This window comes from Desulforhopalus sp. IMCC35007, assembly GCF_005116575.1.
GTDB lineage: Bacteria > Desulfobacterota > Desulfobulbia > Desulfobulbales > Desulfocapsaceae > Desulforhopalus_A.
Genome location: NZ_SWCN01000003.1, coordinates 238,707 through 261,629, shown reverse-complemented (window position 1 = coordinate 261,629; position 22,923 = coordinate 238,707). Strand labels below are relative to the sequence as shown.

Sequence of the window (22,923 nt, the reverse complement as noted above, 5' to 3'; positions counted from 1 at the left end):
ACTGGTGATGATGTAGAGCTGGTAAATTATCTGGATTACCATTAAGAGGAAAAGATATGGGTGCAATGCATAATCCACCCCATCCTGGGGAAATCATAAAAGAAGATGTACTGGAAGCGGAAGGTATAAGCGTGACCGAGGCGTCCCGGCAACTTGGGGTTTCCCGCGTCACCTTATCCAGGCTGTTAAACGGCAAAAGTGGTATTTCCGTGGATATGGCATTGCGCCTCTCCCAGTGGCTTGGCACAACCCCTGAACTCTGGCTGCGCATGCAGGATTCCTGTGACCTCTGGCAAGCCGGTAAAACAAAGCGCCCTAAAGTAAAACCTCTGCAGAGCAGGGAAACCACCTCTTCTCCATCTTAATAGCTTCCGTCAGTTTTGTAACGATAGCCGTCTCCTTCGGGGGACGGCTTTTTTTATGGATGATTTTTATATCTTTTGTGCTATACAAAGGTATGAATAAATATTTACTTTTTTATATAACTATTTAGTCATATAAAAAGATCACAACAAATCTATACAAGTTGTTCTTTACTACAGGAAAACACGATGAAAATAATAATACTGAACCAGAAGGGTGGTGCTGGGAAATCAACGATTTCCACAAACATGGCATATTGTCTGGCGATGTCAGGAAAGAAGACGCTTCTCATAGATATGGACCCCCAGGCACACAGCTCTGTTATCTTCTGCACGGACATTCCCAGAGATCAAACAGTCAATGAGCTGCTCTCGAGCAAATCGTTTAAAATTGACAATGTTATTCGTCAAGCAGTGCTCGGTGAAAATGAAGAGCCAGTTGGAAATCTTTTTATTATTCCTTCCAATATCCACCTGGCCATAACTGCCGAACAGATCACAACAAAAATCCACAGGGAAAAGCTTCTCCATAATCATTTGAAAAAAATCGAAAAGGATTTCGATTACATCATCATCGACTGTCCACCAACAGTTAACGTGCTCACGGTCAATGCAATCTATACCTCTGACATGATTTTGATCCCGACTATTTACGGACGTTATTCCCTGGATGGTATTGCCGATCTTTTTCGGTCGATCGAGGATGTGAAAGAATCCAGTGACTTTAAATATATGATTTTGAGAAATGGTCGTGACTCCCGCAACAAGCTCTCCAATGTATTTGTCGAAGAACAGTTGGAACCGTTTAGAGAGAATCTGTTAAAAACTGTGATCCGCAGAAATGAGGCCATTAATCAAGCTCAAATGAATAATGAACCCGTGATGGTTTTCGACCCAAGATCTTACGGTGCTGAAGATTTCAAAGAACTTACCGAGGAGATTCTCAGCTATGGCAACTAAGAAAATTACAGGACAATCCAAGCTGGCTCAAACGACAGGATCAAAAGCTGATTCCAAAGAACGTCTCGATTTGGTGCCATCAAGAAAAAAGCCATCATTGAAGGCATACCGACTTTATGATGATGATATTGCCAGGCTTAAAGAGATTACCGCGACTATGAACAAAGAGAGTCACCGGCACATCAGTGAAACTGCTACTATTCGTGCCTTGATTGTGTTGGGAGCCAGTGCAACTGGTGAAAGGCTTTTAAAAGCGTTACGGGAAACGATATAGCTTTGTAAATTGATTATCCTTTTGGTAGACCTGATTCGATCTTCGTTGAGGATCCAGCATTAGTTTTCATCGAAGGGGCTGTGCTACTGAGGCCAGGGGCACCCACGCGTCAAGGTGAAACAGCTGAAATTTGACCAATCCTCCATGATCTTTTCGATAATGTGCTGGAATTGCCTCAACCAGGCCATGTTGAGGGTGGGGACATCCTGGTAACGCCGACCTCAGTGATGATAGGTCTTTCTACCAGGACCGATCAAGCCGGTGCATCAGCATTAATCGAATGCCTCAAAACTATTGGGTATATAGGCAAGATTGTGAAAACACCCGAAGGTGTGCTGCATTTTAAAACCGAATGCTCACTCTTGGACGAGGAGACTATGCTTGTTACTCGCCGCATGGAACAATCTGGAATCTTCGATGGATTCCGAAAGATAGTGTTGCCGAAGGGAGTAGAGCCGGCGGCAAATGTCATACGGATTAATGAATCCTTACTGGTTAGTTCGAATTACTGCGTAGAATCGATCTTCTAGATCAGAACGGATATTTTGTAGTGCCTATCAAGACGACAGAGATTCAAAAAATTGATGCGGGATTGTCTTGCATGTCTTTGCGCTGGCTTGCTGTTAAATAGCATTACCTTACTTTCCCCACCACGGTGTATTGCCAAATCGTTCAAACCACCATTCTTCCACTGAACAGGTTTTTTTTATTTCTTCTTCAGTGAAGGAGAATTTATGCTGATTGCAGTACTCAGTGATGCTCTTGTACGCAGTGATTATTCTTCTTGTCATCTCGGCGCAGTCCTCCCTGTCTTTCGTGCATTTGTCAGGATGCCATTTGTTCAGTAATATTCTGTAGTTTTCTCTTATGTCTTGCAGGGATGCTCGCTCAGGGAGGTCCAGTGTTTTCCGGGCTTCGGTAATCTCGTCGTATTTTGTCATCATAAGAAGGTATGTCTCATCGTTGAAACATTGTATTCTCAACCAAGTTGTAAAAGCGCTTTGATCTTCTCAATAGTCCGAGGGGCAGATCCCTCGTAGTGATTATTTACATTGACGAAGACCTGATGGTGCCTTTCAAGAAGATCATTCACAATACTTTTAAGACTCAAAATCTCGTCATCTCTCGGATCAACAATCTTATCCCAGACATTATTTGTCTGCTCCTCGATTCCCTGTCGATCTAAGCCATGAAGTCTGAGCACTACCGGATCACTCAGTTGGCCTTTGAACTTCTCGTACAGTTCAAATATCGAAGGCATATAGTACCCCTGCAGGAAAACGTGTCCCAAGTGATGTTCGGCTAGAAAATCAAAATACTCATTCTTTAAATAATTCGGATTTCGAATCTCAATACAATACTGATAACCTTCAGGAAGACCATTGTGAAAGACATGAAACATCTCAAGAAAATGACCCATGCTGGCCATTTTATTCTTGTTCAGATATTCGAACTGAAACATCAAGGGTCCAATGTGATCGCCAAGTGGTTCCAATGCTTGTAGAAACTTTCCCATGAGTTCAGTGGAAAGGAAATATGGATTGGGAACCAGCGTGGCGTTTTTCTGTTTGTTGTAATGATGAGTCAGGGTGATGCTGTTTGGAACCTTAATGCTGAAGGTAAAACCTGGTGGTACTGACGTTGCATATTCACGTACAACTTTCGTTTTTGGAAGGACAACGGTATTCCCTTTAAACAGAGACCAGAACCATTGGTCAACCTCGACGGTTTGGAAATGCGCGCTGTATTCCTTGAGAAAATTTATCTCGTTATCCTGAGAATAAACGAGTCCCCGCCAGGAATCATATTTCCAACTGCATGTACCGATTTTGAGAAGGTGTTTTGTCTCCATTTCAAGAACAATAAGATTTCTTTATGGTGAGAACAACTGTGTGGTCTGATCCATGATATATTTTCTTGTACTTACCGAATGTCGTTTGTCAATAGAAAGATCAATTGGCAAGAGCTTGACTGTATAAAACACACCTGTCTTGGTGCTGTGTTACTGGTTTTCCGTGAGGGTTGAGGGCAACAGGTGAAGCATCTAAAAGGGTGTTGTGAAAAATGGTCTGTATCACATTTTGTATGTTTATTATGCTATACAATTATCTATATAAAAAGATATATAATTAGATATCTATGCAACCTTGAAATCTGGGCTTTGCAAAGGAGTCAAAATGAAAAAAAGATGACGACCTTGATAAGTTTAGAGCCGGTGCCGGCAGGTACACCGTCAAAAAAAGGAAGAAGTGTACACCTGGGAAGATACTCATATCCGGGAAGATGTATTGAAAAGCATTCCCCTTAGGCTTTTCGGAGCCACTCTATCTAAAACTAAAATACATAGCCACTCATACTCCGTTACAGTATGAACTCCTTTATCCTATAGCGGATTACAGAAGAGATTGAATAGGACGTTGCCAAGTTGATTGGCTGAAAAGATAAGAAAGGGCTGCGCCAAGAAACAAAGAAACCAAGAGAAAACAAGAAACAGCGTGTAAGAAGAAACAAAGACACAAAGAAAACGGCTGCTTGCCGTGGCTCTGAAAGTTGGTTATGATCTTTGTTGCTGAACATAGCTGTTTGTTATTTATAAATTGGAAAAAAGTTGACCTTGATGGCAACCGCTGACATTCCCTTTCGACTATCAGCACCTTTGGGAAAATTATACACTTTCATAGAAGAACGGTGGGTGTCGAGTTGATGGAGAGAATCTGGTAGCAGTTTAAGGAGGAGAGTATTCGACGTACTTCCTCAGGCTGAAAGATGGTTCATAATAACGGATTCGAAGAGGCGGCTATGAGAGTCAAGATGCAGTGGAAATATGTTGACTTTTGAGAAGCATTTTTTTGAACAAGCAACCAAAGCCTTTTAGCAGCATTTGCTAAATATTTGCTGCGAAACCTTATCTGAAAAACCTTATTGTTCCCGTCTAAGAAAAGGATTAACTATTGCTAATAGTCTTATAAAGACCATAAAGTTCATGATATCAAGATAGAAACCGTGTGATTTTGTGTTACTATCCTGCCCAATCATCCTCTGATTAAATCAGATATCCAGTTTCTGGATAAAACCTTAGCTTGCATATGAGCCATTATCGAAAACTCTTTCAATCCCGGATTCAGGCCGCCGTTGCACAAGCCCGGAGCGCGTCGGAGTTCTCTCATCAAGGGGTTAAAGGCGACGTTGTAGAAATACTGATCCGCGAACTATTTCGCCCGTTATTGCCTTCTGACGTCGGCATCGCATCTGGCCAAATCCTTGAGATTCACGGTGATCGTCTATCCAGGCAAATGGATGTGATTATTTACGACCGATCAATAGTGCCACCCATTCTTTACCGTGATGACGTAGGCATGATCCCTGTTGAAGCAGTCCTGTACACGATTGAAATCAAAACAACGCTTAATGCTAATGAACTAAAAAAGGCCCATGAGGCTGCCGAAGAACTTCGTGCATTTCGCCATCTTCCCGGATTACGTGACGAACATGGAAGAGAATTTCATCACAGGGTAGATCCTCCGCGATCGGTGATTTTCGCACTGAGTAGTGATTTAACGGGGACAAACCTCAGCGAGGCTGAGCGTTACCGAACCATTTACGGCGAAGGCCTTCCATATCTGGTCGCCATTTGTGTCGCCAACCGCGAATACTGGTGGGAGGACCGAGGGACCTGGAAGAAAATGCCGGGAACAGAAGACTTTAACGAAACGCTGGGACTCATTGGGGGGGTAGCGAACACTTATAAGTGGATTGGCCGAAATCGAGGATGGCCTAATCTCGGCCATTACTTAATTGACGACGGTGACATTGAGGTAACTATCCCAAGCGGCACTATGGCTACGGTCAAAATTCATTGCGAAAAATGTGACGCAAAAGAAATACTTTCGCTCGACAAAAAGATCGAATTGATCACCGACAATCCCGAAGGATTCCGCTTGAAAGGCGGATGTCCGAAATGCGGCGGCGACTTCGTGGCGCCACCAGGGCGGTATGTGAATCGTGGCGGTTTGCTTGAATTGATGGATGAAAATGAAAGCTGACAAACCAAAATGAAAAATTCAGGGGCACAACACCAAGCACCAACAATAAAATGTACTGGGTGCGACCAGTGATTTTCGCGTTCTCAAAGTCCAGGTATCGCCTATGAACCGAAAAAGACTGATTGGAAATACATTGACTTCGGAGTCACCATAACTTTGATAATTCATGACACGATTTTGGCGACTTAAATCATTTATTGAGTCGAAGGCTTGAGGAGAGGTTCAGAAGTTATCTTTCTGTGAAACTCCACAAATCCACTGTTTCACAGATCTGGTGAGTTACTTCTGAGCTTGTGGAGTAAGTGTTCTGCAAGTTCCTATCGCCAGAATTTGCTGGGAAATTATAGAGGATAGTCGGATTTTCGGTGTAAAACACCGAAAATTGGCCCTTTTCATATCAAAAGAATCGAAAAAAATAAGACTTTCCCAAAATCGAGGTGTTTTCCTACAGACTCGTAGGATCAGGAAATGGTGAACTTATGACACTTAAGAAAGGCGGCGAGCAAATTACAGATGAAAAGCTGCAAAATGATTTGACTATATTGACACACACGAGAGATATCAATTTGATAACTCAATGGCACAATCTGACATTGAGATCATACAAATCATTCTTGGATGATATCGACAAAGCCGTAGCTGAGGGAGAAGTCGACGGAAAAGATCAAAATGATATGAGAAACATCGTAAATGGGTTTATGGAAAGAAAAATGAGGAACTTCTGCTTCATTATGCATTTGAGTAATTTTGAAGAAATCAGCTTTTTAGTGTGTAAAGAGAAAAAAGAAACAATAAACAAAGCCACATCGTCTATCATCAGATTTAAGAAAGGTTGGTCTTTGAAGGCGGGTTGTGACGTAGAAAAACTGACAGATTGGAATACGCTACTTAAAGCGGAAAAAGTCAGGAACTGTATACTTCATGCCTGTGAACGGGTTTCTTTAGTGTCAGAGAAGCGTAGGAAAGGTCTAGAGGCTATAATCAAAGAGGAGAATCTCACGGTTTCCTCAGGCCGGATCGAAATCACTGTGGATTACATAGATAAAGTAAAAAATGCCATTTTGGAACTGGTCAACCTTGATAGAGGTGGCAAGTCGGGTTTTGGTTCTTCTGACCAATGAAAAATAATTATTAATTATTGTAACAAAAAAATGCACCGGATTAACCAGTGTTTTTCATGTTACTTGCAGTTATAAAAGTTCATATATCTTCTATAAACCGGGAAAGACAGAGTGGAAATATCTGGACTTTTGCACAATCGACATCTAAGGATACATTACATGTGTGCTTACAGAGCGCAAGCTTCGATCCTCCATGGTGACCAGCTGACGTTAGGTGTTATGTGTTTCGGAATCACTGGATGCAATCAACGACTGATGTGATCTGGGTTTAATCTTCTGATTACGTGATATTTGAAAGTTTATGGTTGACGGTAAAACAGACTAATGAGATTAATTTCAGGAAAATTATTTAAGACTTTATCACATCGAGTAGATAAGGAAATACAAGAATCACTCTATCAAAATGAAGTCTTTTTGAAGAGCCGCTGGAGCTTCTTTGAAAGAAGCATCGTTCTTTGGTCTAGCCATTACAAAAAGTATATCGCTTTAACCGTTACTCTATCTTTTTTGGTTGTTGCTAATTTGTTTCTTTGGCAACCATGGGTAAGACCTCTCGTTATAGAGTACCTGCCACACTGGAGAAAGCTTCTTGATTGGCAAGGTGGTTTTCTTGCTGGTCAGTTGACAATTGTTGCTGTGGTATATCCCTTGGTAATCGGTTTAATAAGTTTACTATTTCAAAATAAATCCGCCAAAAAAACTATTTTCCCAATTTATCAAAAATACTCCGGTTTTATGTTCGCTGGCCTGAGTGGATTGACCCTCTCTACCTTCATTATTCTAGGTTATTTTTTGCGGGCTCATCTTAATGACTCTGGATATATAGCCTTCTGTATAACTACTGCTATTTGGCTCGCATCAAATATATTGCTCACCGCATGGTTCTTTGTTCAAACCTTCCGTATGTTGGAAGAGGTGTCTAGAGACAGGTTGGTTTTGCGATTCTCTATTCATGAATCATGCGAATATGATATCCGGGAACGGATAAAGCAGACTCTTGTCCTCGATGCTGTTAGGCAGAAACTGTTAAGTAATCCCAATGAACAAATATTAAACGTACTCACCTTAAAGTATTCTAATAATGATTATCAAGAATTAACACGAATAGTTGCTCGTACCTGGTTCATCAAAGACATTCGTTACCGACTGATCAATATTGCGATTTTTCTGCAAACAGCCATTCTCAATCTTGCCAAAATTAAAGGAGCCACACTCGTTATTCAGCCCAGGAGAAATAGCCGGAATGGCAATGATATGGTTGTTGCAAGTTATGACGGCTTCAAAGTCAATTATCTAGTAAAATTACTGATACAAAGTGCTTTTTCTTTCAAAGGCCAAGATGTACAAACTGGACTTGGTCTGTCTGCGATTCTTAATGCTTTTGTGGGGTCTGCTTATGATGCCCTCCGGGAAGGCAATTCGAAAGATTTCTCAGATGCTTTGGATAATATTGTTAATTGGCACACGGAGATCGCACTCGCATTGTCCTTTAAAAATGATGACGGTTATACCGATAATTGGCTATTACTGCCAGCAAGCAACTTTTTGGGCCGAAGCTATTTGAATGAGTTGTTAGGGGAATATCATCGGCTGGCTCGTGAGTCAGTGGAGAGAATTCCGGATAACTCACGCTTTTACTATGACATGCTTTATCTTCATAATAGAATATTTACGAGACGTGACAAGCTAGTTAAACAAGAAATTAGGTCACTTATTCAAGGCAGTTACAATATGTGGTATCTGCTGATTGAATGGCGGTCATATTCTTCAACTTCGGGAGATATGCGTATTGCCAACAAATATGAAGATATTCTCTATGATTTCGTTGGTGCCTGGGAAAGCTGGCTGATATATATAGAGCCTCGCTCGAAAAAAGCTGGTGGTATTGACAAATCCTACCTAGCTTATATTACTCACCTTGAATTTACCGCATCGACAGCAATTTCCGCGCTCAGGTTCAATAATTATGAGGCCGCTGGTTGGGGCGTTGATATGCTTAATAATTGGCTTAGCAATCTCTCTTTAGATAATAACCCGAACGCTGAATATTTATGGCGGTCAGTATTGCTGAATTATAGTTTTTTGCTAAAAGATTCCGAAAGCCCTGCTTGGCATGCTGTTCTTAAAGGGAACGAATATGATCATTTAGCAGCTTTCAATCTGTCTTTTAAGAATGCCAGCTTAGATTTAAGGATATTAACGGCCTGCTACATATTACTAAAACCAGATCAAGATAATAAGGAGATGCTTGTTAAATATGTGAAGGCACTACTGTCCGGGGTTTCTATCCACCAAACAGGAGCCACAAGCCGCTCTCGTCATAGTATCTCAAGTGCTGGTGATCTTTTGGGAGCGTATATTCGTCATCGTGATTATCGCCATTATGGCGAAAATACATACGGTAGCTGGCTATCATCGATTTTAGACTCATTTGGTCGTATTTACGAAGAACGGCGTGTGTCTGGACGTATCTACTCTGGTTGGGGAGCAAACGACCCAAGAAGTATGAACGAAGCCTATGTCGAGATAGCAATATCACTCTCCGAAAGAAAGTGGAGGCTACCTAATGAATGGGAAGAGGCTATTTTATCCGACGCATTTAGGCATATTGACCGAGAAAAAATGATTTCAGATATTAGAAATTGGATACAGATAGCACAGTGTGAACAGTCGTATATTCTCATTGATGAAGAAGCGAAAGTCGGTCTGGTTTCGAATTTTTGCGACTCTCTTAATGAGATTATTAAAAGGGTTGAGAAGGCTCAAGTTGAGGAGATTACAGGGTCAGATATTGATCAAAATAGGCTAAATTTCTTTAGTATAGCAAGCTCAGGTATTTTTAAAAATACCGGTACACCGGTCTTCCCTCTAAGCCTGTTTGAACATATAGAGCACAAAGTGGAAATGGATGACAGTCTCTCATATGAATTAAATATTGCAGATTACGCGAAAGAGAGGGTTGCGCTTGGTGTTGAAACAAATAGGCCCAATAATGAAGAAGAAGGGATTGCCGACTGCGTATCAGCAAACGTTCAAGTTAATGTGCTAAGAAAGTTACTTCAATACCCCCTATCGGCCTCATACAGGTATAAAAGTATCGATTATATTCTTTCAGATGTCAGGAGGCTGGTGAATTCAATAGCCTGCCCTGTGTTGTTTGTTGGCAGTCAGGCGCTATCAAACACCTTACATCGCTCATCATATGATAGAGATATTGCAGACAAACATGAAATAAGCCGACTGGATGGCTTTGGTAATGAATACATCTGCCATGTAGGTCGTTGCGAGGTCTACATCTTGCCTTTTAACGGTGTCGATTATTGCTTGCTCACCTCCAAAGAGTTGTTTGCCAAGGTCTGGTTTAGGAAAATAACCGATGATCAATTTATTGAAACTGATTTTCTTCCAAAAGAAGATAATGAAAATATAGGTAATTTACATTTTAAATATTGGATGGATATTGAGCTCTTAGAAAAAATACCCTGTGTAAAGCTTGAGTTGGATTTTGACGAAGAAGAGTAAATCTAAAGTCTTGGGTTGTAGGAATTAGGAGTATTTTGGAGGTCCATATAGCTCCTATGTACCGGAAAAGACTTATCTGATAACCCCTGAATCTCAGCAAGACATAAGATTCCGGATTTATTTTTACTCGATATAACGCCTGACACGAGTTGATGCTCACCAAAACGTCATAATAAGAATATTTTTGCCAAAGATCGTCGCTAAAAAACATCATCTTTTAAGTAAGTTACATTAAGCTGAGAAAGAGGGGTAATCAGAAAGACTTATTGGAAATATGTGTACTTTAGGGAAACCGTGGTCTGTCCCCGGTTGATGCTTGTATCATTGATTTGAATATTTCCTTCTCGATGCACAAAGATCATTTTATAACAAAATGGCTAGAGTCTGGTTGGGACGATGCTGTGAAAATATTAAAAAAAATAAAGATAACGTTCATGCAGCATTTTTTCAATTATATCAAATACTGGAATTCATTTACTCTCAAAGCAAGAGAGGTAAAACAATGAATCATCGCAATTACGCGCAAAAATGTCTTAAACGGTGCGAAGAAGAACTTGGCAGCGGTGATCATGAACGGCTGAAATACGCTGCACTTGAACTCCGGATGTCAATGGAGGCACTTACTTACGACCGTGCCCTTGCGTACAAGGACGAGTTTCCACCAGCAGAATATGAGACCTGGCAACCGCGCAAGGTGATGTCAGTGCTTCTCGATATAGATCCCTCAGCTGACAAGGATAGTTCCCTCGCCATTGGCAAACAGAAAGAATATGGCGTCCCTGCCCAAGCGATGAGGTCTTTGGGTTCAGAGAAAGTTCTCAATATGACCACCTTGCGGAAACATTATGACGCCCTAGGTAGCTATCTACATCTCCAGTCGATGAAACAGGTTCGGGCAGGAAAGCCGCTGGACTTTGACAAGATACGATCCCGATGTGAGGAAATTGCCGCGTTTGTCGGAGAAGTTCTTTCATCCCCAGTCTTCAATGTTACACTGGGGAGTTTTGCGACTATGGAGTGCATGGAATGTGGGAAACCAATTCGTAAACGCATGCCCCACGGGCAAGAAGTCGTGAAAGTCGAATGCTACGAGTGCCACGCCGCTTACACCCTTGTCGACAAAGGAAATAACAATATCGAATGGCAACCGCAGCAACATGACATTGAGTGTGCGAATGATGATTGTAAGCACAAGATAGTCGTTTGGCTCCATGAGGTGGAAGCTGGGAAGCACTGGAAATGTCCAAGCTGTAATGGAAAAAACACATTTGAACTCGGTATCTCCTATGAGGCGGAGCAATAGAAAGAGCTTTGTCATTCGGTGTCTATTAAAATTGCAGCGTTTGAAAAAGGGGTTGGATTTATTTTAAAGTTCAGATATCTCCTATTGATTTTGACCGACGGGTTTATGTGGTAAATTCTCGACACGTCACCAATATTTTCTGTCAGTATCTTCTTTTTGACTATGGTCAGGAAGCATCTTAACCGAGCGTTTTCCCCTCCACCACTAAGCCTTACTTCATACTGCCTCCAACTGCTTTCATTAAACCGAACCGCCACATCGTCGTATAATTGTCTTTATTGTATCAAGTAGTTAATCAATCCGCATTGCCGGAAAACCGACCCAAGAAAGCGGAAAAGAAGGATCACCACTAACATTCTTTGTTATGAGATTTCTCCCAAAAGCGTCGTAGCGCAATGGATACAGCGGATTACGCCGTATGTCTCTGTATTGGGTTCCTTTCTTGCATAACAAATAAGTTGAGTCTAAAAAGAACCTGCCGTGATGTTGGGATGTCACTGGCTTTATAAGTCAAATACCTATTACACAAAGGAGTCAAAGATGATGAGAGTTTTTTCTAAGGCTGGCAATGCAGTCTGCGTTTTATTAGTGGCAATAACCTTTGCATCGGCAACCTTCGCATCGGCTGATACTCAGGTCGGGGGAATTATAACATCAAACACGACATGGACAGTAGCCAACTCACCCTATCTCATCTCCTCTACCGTACAAATATCTTTGGGAGTGGTCTTAGTTGTTGAGCCAGGTGTAGAAATTTATGGCTCCAGCAATCGCATCCAAGTTTGGGGTGAATTTCGGGCTATTGGTAATCAAGATTTACCTATTATCCTTAATCAGGTTCAGATAATGCCTGGAAGTCTTTATGGAAATGATCCACAGAACGGCCTGATAAGAATAGAGTTCGCACGAATTTACAGTGGTAGCCTATACACGGGATATGGCAGTGCGGTATACGGTTCCATTATTCTTCGTGACTCACACCTTGAGGATATGCCCATGACATATCTTTGGTACCCAATCGGGGATTGCTATATTGAGAGAAATGTCTTTGTCAACAGTGGTAGTATCAGCGTTGGACTCAGTGGGAATAAAAAAGTTTATATACGAAACAACGTATTCTACCAACCCACAACTTATGCAATCGATAATTGGGCGAGTTATGATACATCGGAAACTATCGCCGAATTTAATAGTTTTCTCAGTACTGATAGAGTTGCTATTATGCTACCAGGTGGTGGATATGATAGCGCCGATATACTAGCTATAAATAATTACTGGGGGACGACTGACCCCACTGTTATCGAATCGATGATTTATGACAAAAATGATGATTACAGTAGTGCTAATTACGTTCAATATGTTCCATTTCTCACTGAACCCCACCCAGAGACACCTATATCCGATTTCAACCAAGCACCTTCTTCTGATTGTGGATTTGAACAGGTCGTGTTCGATGAAGTAACTCTTGATGGTAGTGCATCTAACGATACCGATGGATCAATAGTTTCGTATTACTGGACACTTCAGCACAATACAAACCCAGCAAATAATGCTAACGCGACTGGGGTTAGTCCCACCGTAACTGGATTAAGCAACGGCTTCTATGACGTATGCCTCACTGTTACCGATGATCTGGGTGCAACAGACATCGATTGCTCGCTTGTTGCCGCCGCTGGTTCTTGTTTTTTCACAGGTAGTACAATGTATGTTGAATTCATTGTCGCTGCAACTGTTCGTGGCAGCAAGGGGCGAAGTTACGGTGAAGTATTAGTCACCGTTTCTGACGATTATGGTAAACCTGTTGCTGGTGCTGCTGTTACTGGAACATTTACTGGTGACTTTAATGAGACGAGTAGCGGAGTAACTGACAGCAATGGTGTTGCTGTCATAAACACAACAACAGAGTTTAAGAAGCCTTTATATACATTTTGCGTACATAATGTGGTCAAAGACCCATTGGTGTATGTGTCTGATGACAATATAAAGAATTGCGAGACCAACTAACATATTGATAAGCTTAAGTAGGAAAAGCAGGGTCAAGCTATTTGGCTCTGCCTTTTGTGTGTTTTGGGGGCAGAAGATAATTCCAGAATCTCTCTGGTAGAGGGAAGAATCATTTGCCCCGAAAGACGCTGCCGACTTGAATCTCAAAAGTCAACATATCTATATTCGATCAAAACCTCCAGTCTTTGCCTAGGTCGACTACTGAGTCTGTCTGGGGCAAAGATTCTCCTGTTTTTCTGGACTGCTAGAAAGGTGATCAGGAAACACCTCTGCTTTTGCGTTTGGAAAAAAGGTTGATCTTGCAAGTTAGAACCTCCTGCGCCGATTTGTACAATGTTCTCAAGAAACTGTTAATCGTTCCATTTTGGATGATATACAGAAACGCGCACAGCCTATCATGCCAAATTCTTCAAGAACATTTTACGAAATATTGGTACATTACAAGGAATTTCTGGTAAAAGGAGCTAGGTATACTGCTTTGGCAGGCATAGAGCCATACAGAGATCCCTGCACAAGCCGAGAAGATATACAGATCAACAGGATAACTTGTAATGAGAGGGAACCAGGGAGCGATCATTGCCGCTGTGAGTATCCTCAATGATTTATAAACAAGGTGTAGATATGGATGAATTCGACCAACTACCATTTAGCGATGTGGAATTCGCGGAAAACCCCGAACAGCGTTGCCCGGTAATTCTACTGCTGGACACCTCCTATTCAATGAGTGGCGCGCCGATCTCAGAGTTGAACGAAGGTCTGGCGACCTTGCGGCAGGAACTTATGAATGATCCGATGGCCGCAAAGCGCGTGGAACTGGCGATGATCACTTTCGGGCCTGTGGAGATCAAGTCCGAATTTGCCTCGGTGGATCACTTCTATCCCGAAACGCTGGTGGCGAACAACGCAACCCCGATGGGCGAGGCGATTGTGACCGGGCTGGATATGCTCCGCCAGCGGAAGGACCGTTACCGCGAGAATGGCGTGAAATACTACCGCCCGTGGGTGTTCCTTATTACCGATGGTGCTCCGACCGACAGTTGGGAAAAAGCCAAGCGGTGCGTTCACCAAGGCGAGGAACGCCAGGAGTTCATGTTCTACGCCGTTGGCGTGGAGCAAGCGGATATGGGTGTGCTTGGCCAGATCGCCACACGCCAGCCGCTCAAGCTGAAAAGGCTAGCCTTCAAGGAACTGTTCCAATGGTTGTCCAGTTCCCTTAGCGCGGTCTCGCAGTCCAACCCCGGCGATGCCGTTCCGCTCGAAAACCCGACCGCCCCGGATGGCTGGGCTGTAGCTGGGTGATCCCGTGGCTTGGCGGTGGGCGTCCGCGTCCGTAATCGGCACGTCCCACATTCAGAATGGCGACAGGCTGCAAGATGCCTACTTTGTCTCGGAATTGGGCAATGGCTGCATTTTCGCTGTTGTGTCGGATGGTGCTGGCAGCGCTAAATTCGGCGCATTTGGCGCCTGGCTAACCTGCCGTTTCCTTTCAGTTCGATTCCGCGAATGGATGCAAGAAAATCCCGAGTTGCCGAGTGATGAGGGTTTGGTTGACTGGGTTGATGAACTTCGGGACCGAATTTCTACAATAGCAACCCGGCGGGGCACCGTTCCCCGGCAATTCGCCGCGACCTTGGCGGCAATCATTGTCGCGCCGGATGAAGCGGTCACGCTGCACATTGGCGATAGCTCCGTTGTCGGGAGGAAAGGCGGGGAATGGGATGTGCTTTGCTGGCCCGAGAACGGCGAGTATGCGTCCAGCACCTACTTTGTCACCGATGACCCCGAACCGCGTCTGAACATCACCCGTCACCAGCGCGAACACGATGCCTTCGCGTTGTTCTCTGATGGTGTAGGTGATCTGGCATTGTCGCATCTGGAACAGGCTGCGCACCCCCGGTTTTTCGATCCGATGTTGCGCCCGGTTGATGCCGCACCGCGCGAGGGACGCCTAGTCGAGCTTTCGGCGAAATTGGCCACATATCTTGCCGGTCCATCGGTTTGCGAACGCACCGACGATGACAAGACGCTGATCCTCATTTCTGGGGGATGACCGTGCAGGAAATCGTCATTGGAAAGGATCGGGTTTCAGTTGCCGAGTTGATCGGTAAGGGTGGTGAAGGCGAAGTCTACGCGATCAAGGGCCGTTCCAGGCAGGCTGTCAAAATCTACAACACCAGCTTGCGCGGTATGCGCGAAGACAAGGTGCGGGCGATGGTAGGCGAAGGCCTGGCCGTCAAGACCGACCTCGTTGCCTATCCCGGCGAGGTGGTGACAGACCGGCGCGGAAACTTCCTTGGCTTTGTCATGCGGCTTGTGTCGGGCTATCGCCCGCTGCATGAGCTATACAGCCCGAAATCGCGCCAGCGTCATTTTCCGAAGGTGGACTATCGATTTGTTGTCCATGCCGCGCGGAACGTTGCTCGCGCCGTAGGAAAGGTGCACCAAACGGGCTGTGTCATCGGCGATCTGAACCATTCCGGCGTTTTGGTCGCGCAAGATGCGACCGTTGCCCTAATCGACGCGGATAGCTTCCAGTTCACCCTGAACGGCAAATCTTATCCTTGCGTCGTCGGTGTGCCCGAGTTCACGCCGCCCGAACTACACGGGAAGAACCTCGCATCAGTTCAGAGAACCATAGAACACGACAACTTCGGGCTGGCCGTTGCAATCTTCCATCTTCTGTTCATGGGCCGTCACCCCTACGCCGGGCGCTACAACGGGCCAGACATTTCCATGGGCGATGCCATTGGCCAGAACCGGTTTGCCTTCTCGCTCACCCGCCAATCCGCAACACAGACAACCCCGCCACCGGGTGCACTGACGCTAGACGTGTTCCCCGATGCAATCGCCCGCGCATTCGAGAGTGCATTCGGAATTACACCGAGCGCGCGTCCTCGCGCGCTGGATTGGATACACTCCCTGAACACTCTGGAAAGCTCACTGAACCACTGTAGCAAGGTAAAGACGCACTACTACCCCAGCAATGCCGGTGGCTGCGTCTGGTGCAAACTGACGGGCAACAGCGGCTTTGACATGTTCCCCGACCTGACCGCCGTTGAACCGAACATCCCGACCGATGCGCGTGGCACGGAAGAGGCAATACGCGAGATTCTGGCGTTCCGCTTCCCTACGGTCGCAGACTTGCTTCCAGCTGCAGCTACGCCGCGTGGTGCCAGTAGCGTGCTCCGCAAAGCTAGGAACGGAAAGCGCGGGCGGGCGCTCATGGGCTTGCCAATTATGGCCGGCGCGGTTGCCGGGTTCATTTATGCCGCCCAAGCGTGGTTTGTGTGGATCGGGTTGGCAATCTGGGGATGGGCTACCCTTTCCGACCGTGAGGTTGAATCCGGCCCGTTCCAGCACGTCTTCAAGGATGCCGATGAGCGCATGCAGCACGAATTGAACGCTTTTGTCCAGCGCAACGGCATGATTGAAGTGGTGAAGGTGCGCGGCGATCTGGATGCCGCTATTGCGGCCTACAATGGCCACGCCGATGTGCTCGCCCGCGAATTGATGATGATGAAATCCAACCGAGAGTCGCGTCAGCGACAAGCATACCTTGACCGCTTCTCGATACGGCGTGCGAACATTTCGGGCATCGGCCCCGTGAAGACCGCAACGCTCGTTTCCTTTGGAATCGAAACCGCTGCCGATGTGAACCAATCTGCCGTCCTGAGCATTCCCGGTTTCGGCGACGTAATGACTAGCAAGCTGTTGGCATGGCGGCGTGGGCACGAGTCTCACTTCAAGTATGACCGGACGCCGAACGCTCAGGACGTTGCCGACGAAAGGGCGCTACGTGGGCGCTACGCGGCAGAAAAGGCCAAGCTGGAATCTACGATCCGAAACGGGCTGGGCACTCTGAGAAATGCCAAGGCCCGCCTTGACGCGCTCCCTACCAAGGCCAGAAACGACAGGGCACTTACGGACGCCTTTGCAGCCCGTGCGCAAGCCGAACAAGACCTGCGCGAGTTGGGCGCATCGGTTCCGGCTTCCACAGTGGCGTTGACGGTGACGCCACCGGCGAGACCAGCACCACAAACGTCTAGAGCACCCCGCGTCACGACTCCTACCCCTCCGCGCGTGACTACCAGCACTGACAGAGCTATCAACAAATCCACAACTGCAGGTCAAATCCAGACTGTATCAGTAAGAAAAGTAGCTGCAAAATCCCAACTTCAACTAGATGTTGAAAGAGCCATTAAAGATGGGAGAAAGATTCAGTTTTTATATAAAAAACCAAGCGATAAATATTTCAAGGAAAGGACAATTTCTCCAAAAGAGATAACTGAATTTAATCATACTTATCAGGATGGAAAAACCATTTGCGTAAAAGGAATTTGCGATTTAAGAAATGCGGAAAGGGACTTTGCGTTTAAGCGAATGAAAGAACTGAAGATATTATAAAGAAGCTATAACTACCGGCTACACTCAATCTAAAGAAATTCTTTATACCCATACTCAATTACGTATATAGACTGTAATTCTCTCGTTTCTCAAAAGTCCATATAGCTATATTAAATGGTGACTTGAAAGGTTCTTGCGATCAAGAAATATGTGGCAAATTACCGCTTGGTAAATTTCTCCCTCCTATGCCAAGCCAAACTATCCTGATCAGGCCAAAAACGACTTTCAGAAGGCTTGAACACTGGACGGTCTGAAAGAGTAAGAATATGCCCAGGCAGATTATGGTCATTTTTAACTGCTGGAGAAATCATCACCTGGTAATTGCCATCCACTGACATAAGCCCTTCGTCGTAAGACCAGTGACAGAGTTTACACAAGGCTATGCCGTTCGTCGGGTGGTCATTCTGGCTCACACTCCATGGCTTGATATGGGCGGCATCGACTATGGTGTGACCTTCTGGAGTAATCATTTTAATGCCACAAAGCGCACAGCGATGACCATAAAGTTTGACAATAGCTTTTCTAAACCCCTGATCACGGACTTTGTCAACATCGACTAGAGTGGATTGACGCATTGTCCGATCAGAGTCAGGGAACCGCTCTTGTGTTGTGAGCAGGCCGGTGGAATATATTTCTGATTGGCAATTGAGTACTGATCGTTCAAGGATTGTCTGCCGAACTTCAGGGGAAAAGTATTTCTCTATAAGAACCATGCGGAGTTTATCTCGAGAACCTGGCATTTGTAGCAGCGGATAGAGATCGTCACTGAATTTTGCTCCGAGATACAACTGTCGAAGTCGTTTCACCGAGCTTACCGCCAACCCTTTTTTGTGCTGCTGTCCTGGCTGTGGCTTCAACTCCCAGAAAGCTGCGCTTTCCAGATGATAGAAAGGATAGGACATACTTGCCTTCCGTTCAGGTGGCAGTAATAAGTCGCAATAGCTTTGGAAAGCTTGAGCAAGTTCAAACGATGGCTCTATAAAATTTCTGACAATTATTCCAGATTCGATAAAGTCGAGAACAGTTAAAAGCAGAAAGGGCTTGTAGGGTGAGCGATTATAGGTGAGACTTGTCCAGTTTTTCTTAGATCCATCCGTTCGCAGCTTAGCAAACGCATTCAGAAAATAATCAAGCCTGCCGCACATTGGTTTCTCCTGTCTTTGAAAACCGAGTTATCCTAACGGATAAGCAATCTACTGCTATTCAATACAACAGGCAAGTGTCGGGAAAAAAGTCGGATAAAATTTCTGAAGCTATCCTGCAAAATGAAGCTATTACTAAGCCAGAATTATCGATACGTGTTCGGATATCAGAATGTCATATCATATGTACTCTCCAGAAAAACGGTAAGCAGAAACGTATTGGCCCAGAAAAAACTGTGTCTGGCATGTTTCTTGACATGATTTCAAGAAATGGTAAACATTGTAAAAAGGTTTCGTTTGCCGAGCGTTTGAGGTGTGATATCGTTTTTATATGATGAACGACTCATTAAAAGGAGGGTGAAAATCATGACATTTAAGACACCTCCCAAAGCAGTTTGTCCCCACTGTGGATTTGAATCCGATGTTGAAGAGTTCTGCCCAGCTTGTGGTAAACTGGCAGATGGTGATATTCCTGTCCGAAAAGTCTCACTGGGGCACGTTTTCGACGCCTTTTTCTCTGGATTGCAAGAACAAGGGTTCCATGGGACTGAAGAGAATGAATTAATTGATATTGATGCTTCTGATGATCCGGGATTAGCGCATTTACCAGGTAACTCTTATCACTATATTTGGTCAGAAGACGAAGACTGACTCGGCACAAGCCTCACTATGCCTATTTCTTATCCCCAAGAGTTGAGGGCGCGTCTTTTGGGATAGGCCCAGGATCAGGAATGTCATTTCCTCTGACCAAATCAGGATCTTTATCAAAGAAACCTTCACTAGTCGCTCTCTTTGTTTGACTGTTTACGAGGCCTTGTCCTTGAAAAACATTTCCTATTCCTTCCTTGGTCAAGCCGCTGATTGTGGTTCGTATTCTACTGCTACTAATGCCATCCTCTTCATTCCTGTTGTAAGAGCGGAGAGCTTTTGCATCTGGGAAAACTGATGCCCCATTAGGTTCATGAATCGGAACATCACTTTTGGGCACTGAAAAGCTGTTTTGATTGATGTTGGAGGTCATGGTTGATGCAGTGCCGGCAGCACGATCAACTGCACCCAAACTTGCTTTCCCCTGTTGGACATGTCCTCTCGTGTCAGAAATACTATTATTCACCTCGTTTGAGGTATTTCCCCACCCATAGCCGTTACCACTGACAAAGCCATTAACAATATTGCTCATATTGTCGACACCTTGGCTTCCCTGTTGTGTCAGAAAGTGATTGAAGTCATTAATTGCACTTCGAATATTCTCAGGTGATTCACTACCATATCTTTCCAATGCATAATTCCTGACCAAGGCAGTTGTCAGATCTGCACCGTACGATTCTGTGGAACTTCGCATCTCTCTTGCATCGTTGAGGTATGAGTAAGCTTCTGTGGCACCGATTTGTTTGGCCATATTGGTAAGGAAATCTAGTCCATGTGCATCATTAAAAGTCTGTTGAAGAGATTCGGAACGGACCCTTGCTTGATCTCGGGTGAAAGCTTTACCCGTATCTTCAGAGACGTTAAAGCTCATTTTCTCATTATCATTTCCAATTACGGTAACCTGGCCACTTCCACTAATGATCTTTCGAAAACCACCTCCAATTGCAGACAGAAACTGGGTTCGAGTGGTTTCGTCCATGGTATGAACAAAACTTGATTTATCATCAAAAGACCGTTTCCAGTTGCTTCTCTCTGTATTATCCAGGCGATTGCTAAACGTTCTGGCTTCGCTGCTGGAGAGGCTGTTTTTTTGTAGCTGCTGTGAGGCTAAATTCCAATTAGTACTGCTGCCCAGACTGTTTGAAGCCGCAACAATGCGCTGGTGCTGGGCCATGGCTCCCACCTTGACCGGATCAAGGCCGTTGACGGCGACGCTAGTAGTCGTGAAATTACCGGAATTATCCACGGAATATGAAGCTTTTCCGCCTGCACTAGTGTCCAGCATCATTCCGGTACCATCTGCACCGGTGGTCATGATGCTGGTGGAACCATCAGCATTCACGGTTTCAGACTTTATTCTGGTGCCGTGTCCGTCCGGAGCAGTGGAGACCTCCACCGGCCCTGAGCTGGTTCCCACACCCATTCTGGTCGAAGCCATCATGGTGGCCATGTCACTGTCTGAGGTGCCTGGGTTTATCTGCCCAGATTCCTGCAGCGTGTTCTTGGCATTCATCGCCGCAGTATATCCCCCGACTGACCGATGAGTACTCCAGGCCTGTGCCGCTGCCATATTGGTAAATCGATGCTCCGGCATGCCTTCAAGCAGACCAGCTGCCCGGACCTGCTGATTCATGGCTGCTGAAGTGCCTTCCGGTGTGAGTAACTGACCGGCTTGGGCACCTGCTGATTGGGCAATGCGGCTTAAATTCCCGGCAAGCATGGCCAGGGCGTGGCCACCAAAGCGAATAAGCATCATCGAGAAAAAACTTGCCAGCATGATGCCTGCAGAGCGGATCACCCCGAACATCGCCAATAACTTGAGGGAGATGGTTGGAAATGCGGCCATGGCATACACACCCAGGTTTGATTGCCGCATATCCTCAAAGGCATAGGAGGCATAGTCCATTGCAGCTCCGTGGATCACCGCATCGGTAATTCCCCAGGTAGTGAGGAAGACAAAAAAGCCGAACATGACCGACGCAGCTTTACCGACGACCGGGGTAGGGAGAAAGAGCACCAGAAAGGGGATAACGCCAATGGCTATGGCGGTCATGATGGCCCGCATGATGGGGATCCACTCGTTCATGGTGAGGCCGATCCCCAGACCGGTTGAGGTTATCTTCCGGTTACTCTCCATCAGTACGGCGGTTTCGTTATCATCCTGGTAATAAAAGTTGTAGAGGATTTCGGCGATCTGTCGCTGCTGGATGATTTTTTCCGGGGTAACCATGGCCCCGGTGGTAAAATTTAAAGTGCTGGTGAGCAAAGCCTTGCAGGTGTTCAACTCCACAGGGTTTGACGGATCAAAATAGGCCTTGCTGCAGACCTTTTTGATAGCCTCATCATAGTTGGTCGGATTGGCATAGATGGGTTGCAATTTGTTCCAGGCCTCAGTGCAGGTGACGGCGCTTCCCTCAGGGGTAGCGGAATCGTAGTACACCGTATAGACAGCCGGATTAACCGCCTGGCCCAGGTCAGGCAGGAAATCAGTGGTCGTGTTGCGCAGATCATCGAGTGACAAGGTCGTTCCCGGCCGCAGCAACTCAAAGGTTACACAATCCTTGATATAGCGGATCATGCTGGTTCTGACAAAGTTGTTTTTGGGGGAAGAGCCCTTGACGGACTCCAGGGCTTTAAAGCCTATCCCCCCGGCATTTGTCTGGTATGCAGCATCAGGAGCGGCGGCAGTGTCGATGATATCGACCATTCCTTTCTCGATCTTATTGAGAAAGCCGGCGGTAAACACCACCGCATCGGGAATGCCGCCGATGGTCTGAAATCTGTTCAGGACCGGGTCATAGACGGTGATGTTGCCTTTGGGCACAAACAGGGCAAGGTACATGACAGCGCCGACCAACACCGGCACCGCCCACACCAAAGGAATGATTCGTGCGCCGGTGGCGGCCCTTGCCAGCCAACCGCAAGCGGCAGCCAGAATGCCCAGCACAGTGACGACAAAGAGCAGACCCTGGTAGCCTGAATCACTGAAAATGAGAGCAATTTTAGTGAAGGCCTGAGTGATCGGGTTAAAGCCGCCATAGGTATAATATTCCATATCCAGTGCCAGGGCGGGTGCAGCTAGAAACAGGATAAGGCCAATGGCTGAAGTGATAGTTATTAGGTCTTTTTTCATATTTTAA

Annotated in this window: 16 protein-coding genes and 1 pseudogene; 13 read left to right on the top strand and 4 right to left on the bottom strand. The window is 45.4% G+C overall.

What is annotated here, in order from left to right; translation table 11 throughout:
• The first annotated feature begins 56 nt into the window (after nucleotides 1-56).
• The 4 genes and pseudogenes from FCL48_RS04630 to FCL48_RS25835 all read left to right on the top strand — a co-directional run.
• A complete protein-coding gene (locus FCL48_RS04630; RefSeq protein WP_136871077.1) occupies nucleotides 57-365 on the top strand; it encodes a HigA family addiction module antitoxin in 309 nt (102 codons plus the stop codon).
• A 186-nt stretch (nucleotides 366-551) separates the two neighbouring features.
• Entirely contained in the window at nucleotides 552-1,322 is a 771-nt protein-coding gene (locus FCL48_RS04625) for a ParA family protein (RefSeq protein WP_136871076.1), read from the top strand.
• Nucleotides 1,312-1,596, top strand: a complete 285-nt coding sequence (locus FCL48_RS04620) for a hypothetical protein (protein ID WP_136871075.1) — start codon at nucleotides 1,312-1,314, stop codon at nucleotides 1,594-1,596. The genes FCL48_RS04625 and FCL48_RS04620 overlap by 11 nt, the downstream gene beginning before the upstream one ends.
• A gap of 29 nt (nucleotides 1,597-1,625) precedes the next feature.
• Nucleotides 1,626-2,227, top strand: a pseudogene (locus tag FCL48_RS25835) (arginine deiminase family protein); the annotation flags it as partial.
• Between the two features lie 7 nt (nucleotides 2,228-2,234).
• Here FCL48_RS25835 and FCL48_RS04610 read toward each other — a convergent pair.
• Nucleotides 2,235-2,540 (bottom strand): J domain-containing protein, encoded by a 306-nt coding sequence (locus FCL48_RS04610; RefSeq protein WP_240744742.1) that lies wholly within the window; start codon nucleotides 2,538-2,540, stop codon nucleotides 2,235-2,237.
• Between the two features lie 35 nt (nucleotides 2,541-2,575).
• Nucleotides 2,576-3,448, bottom strand: coding sequence for a DUF72 domain-containing protein (locus FCL48_RS04605; protein WP_136871074.1), 873 nt, complete (start codon nucleotides 3,446-3,448; stop codon nucleotides 2,576-2,578).
• Nucleotides 3,449-4,682: 1,234 nt separating this feature from the next.
• Between FCL48_RS04605 and FCL48_RS04600 the strand changes: the two genes are divergently transcribed.
• From FCL48_RS04600 to FCL48_RS04565, 8 genes are all read left to right on the top strand, one after another.
• On the top strand, nucleotides 4,683-5,639 hold the full coding sequence (locus FCL48_RS04600; protein WP_136871073.1) for a DUF6602 domain-containing protein: 957 nt from the start codon (nucleotides 4,683-4,685) through the stop codon (nucleotides 5,637-5,639).
• A gap of 479 nt (nucleotides 5,640-6,118) precedes the next feature.
• Nucleotides 6,119-6,760, top strand: a complete 642-nt coding sequence (locus FCL48_RS04595; RefSeq protein WP_136871072.1) for a hypothetical protein — start codon at nucleotides 6,119-6,121, stop codon at nucleotides 6,758-6,760.
• A 324-nt stretch (nucleotides 6,761-7,084) separates the two neighbouring features.
• Nucleotides 7,085-10,282, top strand: coding sequence for a hypothetical protein (locus FCL48_RS04590; RefSeq protein WP_136871071.1), 3,198 nt, complete (start codon nucleotides 7,085-7,087; stop codon nucleotides 10,280-10,282).
• Nucleotides 10,283-10,784: 502 nt separating this feature from the next.
• On the top strand, nucleotides 10,785-11,585 hold the full coding sequence (locus FCL48_RS04585; protein WP_136871070.1) for a hypothetical protein: 801 nt from the start codon (nucleotides 10,785-10,787) through the stop codon (nucleotides 11,583-11,585).
• Nucleotides 11,586-12,125: 540 nt separating this feature from the next.
• Nucleotides 12,126-13,589 carry a PKD domain-containing protein gene (locus tag FCL48_RS04580; protein ID WP_136871069.1) on the top strand — a complete coding sequence of 488 codons (1,464 nt, stop codon included), beginning with the start codon at nucleotides 12,126-12,128 and terminating at the stop codon, nucleotides 13,587-13,589.
• Between the two features lie 621 nt (nucleotides 13,590-14,210).
• Nucleotides 14,211-14,888, top strand: a complete 678-nt coding sequence (locus tag FCL48_RS04575) for a VWA domain-containing protein (protein WP_136871068.1) — start codon at nucleotides 14,211-14,213, stop codon at nucleotides 14,886-14,888.
• 4 nt (nucleotides 14,889-14,892) lie between these two features.
• Entirely contained in the window at nucleotides 14,893-15,639 is a 747-nt protein-coding gene (locus tag FCL48_RS04570; RefSeq protein WP_136871067.1) for a PP2C family serine/threonine-protein phosphatase, read from the top strand.
• A 2-nt stretch (nucleotides 15,640-15,641) separates the two neighbouring features.
• The gene (locus FCL48_RS04565) at nucleotides 15,642-17,993 is read left to right on the top strand and encodes a hypothetical protein (RefSeq protein WP_169309078.1); all 2,352 of its coding nucleotides are present in this window, start codon (nucleotides 15,642-15,644) and stop codon (nucleotides 17,991-17,993) included.
• Nucleotides 17,994-18,151: 158 nt separating this feature from the next.
• Here FCL48_RS04565 and FCL48_RS04560 read toward each other — a convergent pair whose 3' ends face one another.
• The gene (locus tag FCL48_RS04560; RefSeq protein ID WP_136871065.1) at nucleotides 18,152-19,138 is read right to left on the bottom strand and encodes an HNH endonuclease; all 987 of its coding nucleotides are present in this window, start codon (nucleotides 19,136-19,138) and stop codon (nucleotides 18,152-18,154) included.
• Between the two features lie 363 nt (nucleotides 19,139-19,501).
• Here FCL48_RS04560 and FCL48_RS04555 point away from each other — a divergent pair, with 363 nt between their 5' ends.
• Nucleotides 19,502-19,786: a hypothetical protein gene (locus FCL48_RS04555; RefSeq protein ID WP_136871064.1), complete on the top strand. Its 285-nt coding sequence runs from the start codon at nucleotides 19,502-19,504 to the stop codon at nucleotides 19,784-19,786.
• A gap of 22 nt (nucleotides 19,787-19,808) precedes the next feature.
• Here FCL48_RS04555 and FCL48_RS04550 read toward each other — a convergent pair whose 3' ends face one another.
• Nucleotides 19,809-22,916: a conjugal transfer protein TraG N-terminal domain-containing protein gene (locus tag FCL48_RS04550; RefSeq protein WP_136871063.1), complete on the bottom strand. Its 3,108-nt coding sequence runs from the start codon at nucleotides 22,914-22,916 to the stop codon at nucleotides 19,809-19,811.
• Nucleotides 22,917-22,923: the final 7 nt, after the last annotated feature.

What these genes read in the sequence shown, in the direction of transcription:
- FCL48_RS04610 (WP_240744742.1), bottom strand. Translation starts at nt 2,540, where the DNA reads ATGATGACAAAATACGACGAGATTACCGAAGCCCGGAAAACACTGGAC.
- FCL48_RS04555 (WP_136871064.1), top strand. Translation starts at nt 19,502, where the DNA reads ATGACATTTAAGACACCTCCCAAAGCAGTTTGTCCCCACTGTGGATTT.
- FCL48_RS04550 (WP_136871063.1), bottom strand. Translation starts at nt 22,916, where the DNA reads ATGAAAAAAGACCTAATAACTATCACTTCAGCCATTGGCCTTATCCTG.
- FCL48_RS04585 (WP_136871070.1), top strand. Translation starts at nt 10,785, where the DNA reads ATGAATCATCGCAATTACGCGCAAAAATGTCTTAAACGGTGCGAAGAA.
- FCL48_RS04605 (WP_136871074.1), bottom strand. Translation starts at nt 3,448, where the DNA reads ATGGAGACAAAACACCTTCTCAAAATCGGTACATGCAGTTGGAAATAT.
- FCL48_RS04575 (WP_136871068.1), top strand. Translation starts at nt 14,211, where the DNA reads ATGGATGAATTCGACCAACTACCATTTAGCGATGTGGAATTCGCGGAA.
- FCL48_RS04630 (WP_136871077.1), top strand. Translation starts at nt 57, where the DNA reads ATGGGTGCAATGCATAATCCACCCCATCCTGGGGAAATCATAAAAGAA.
- FCL48_RS04620 (WP_136871075.1), top strand. Translation starts at nt 1,312, where the DNA reads ATGGCAACTAAGAAAATTACAGGACAATCCAAGCTGGCTCAAACGACA.
- FCL48_RS04600 (WP_136871073.1), top strand. Translation starts at nt 4,683, where the DNA reads ATGAGCCATTATCGAAAACTCTTTCAATCCCGGATTCAGGCCGCCGTT.
- FCL48_RS04560 (WP_136871065.1), bottom strand. Translation starts at nt 19,138, where the DNA reads ATGTGCGGCAGGCTTGATTATTTTCTGAATGCGTTTGCTAAGCTGCGA.
- FCL48_RS04595 (WP_136871072.1), top strand. Translation starts at nt 6,119, where the DNA reads ATGACACTTAAGAAAGGCGGCGAGCAAATTACAGATGAAAAGCTGCAA.
- FCL48_RS04580 (WP_136871069.1), top strand. Translation starts at nt 12,126, where the DNA reads ATGATGAGAGTTTTTTCTAAGGCTGGCAATGCAGTCTGCGTTTTATTA.
- FCL48_RS04590 (WP_136871071.1), top strand. Translation starts at nt 7,085, where the DNA reads ATGAGATTAATTTCAGGAAAATTATTTAAGACTTTATCACATCGAGTA.
- FCL48_RS04625 (WP_136871076.1), top strand. Translation starts at nt 552, where the DNA reads ATGAAAATAATAATACTGAACCAGAAGGGTGGTGCTGGGAAATCAACG.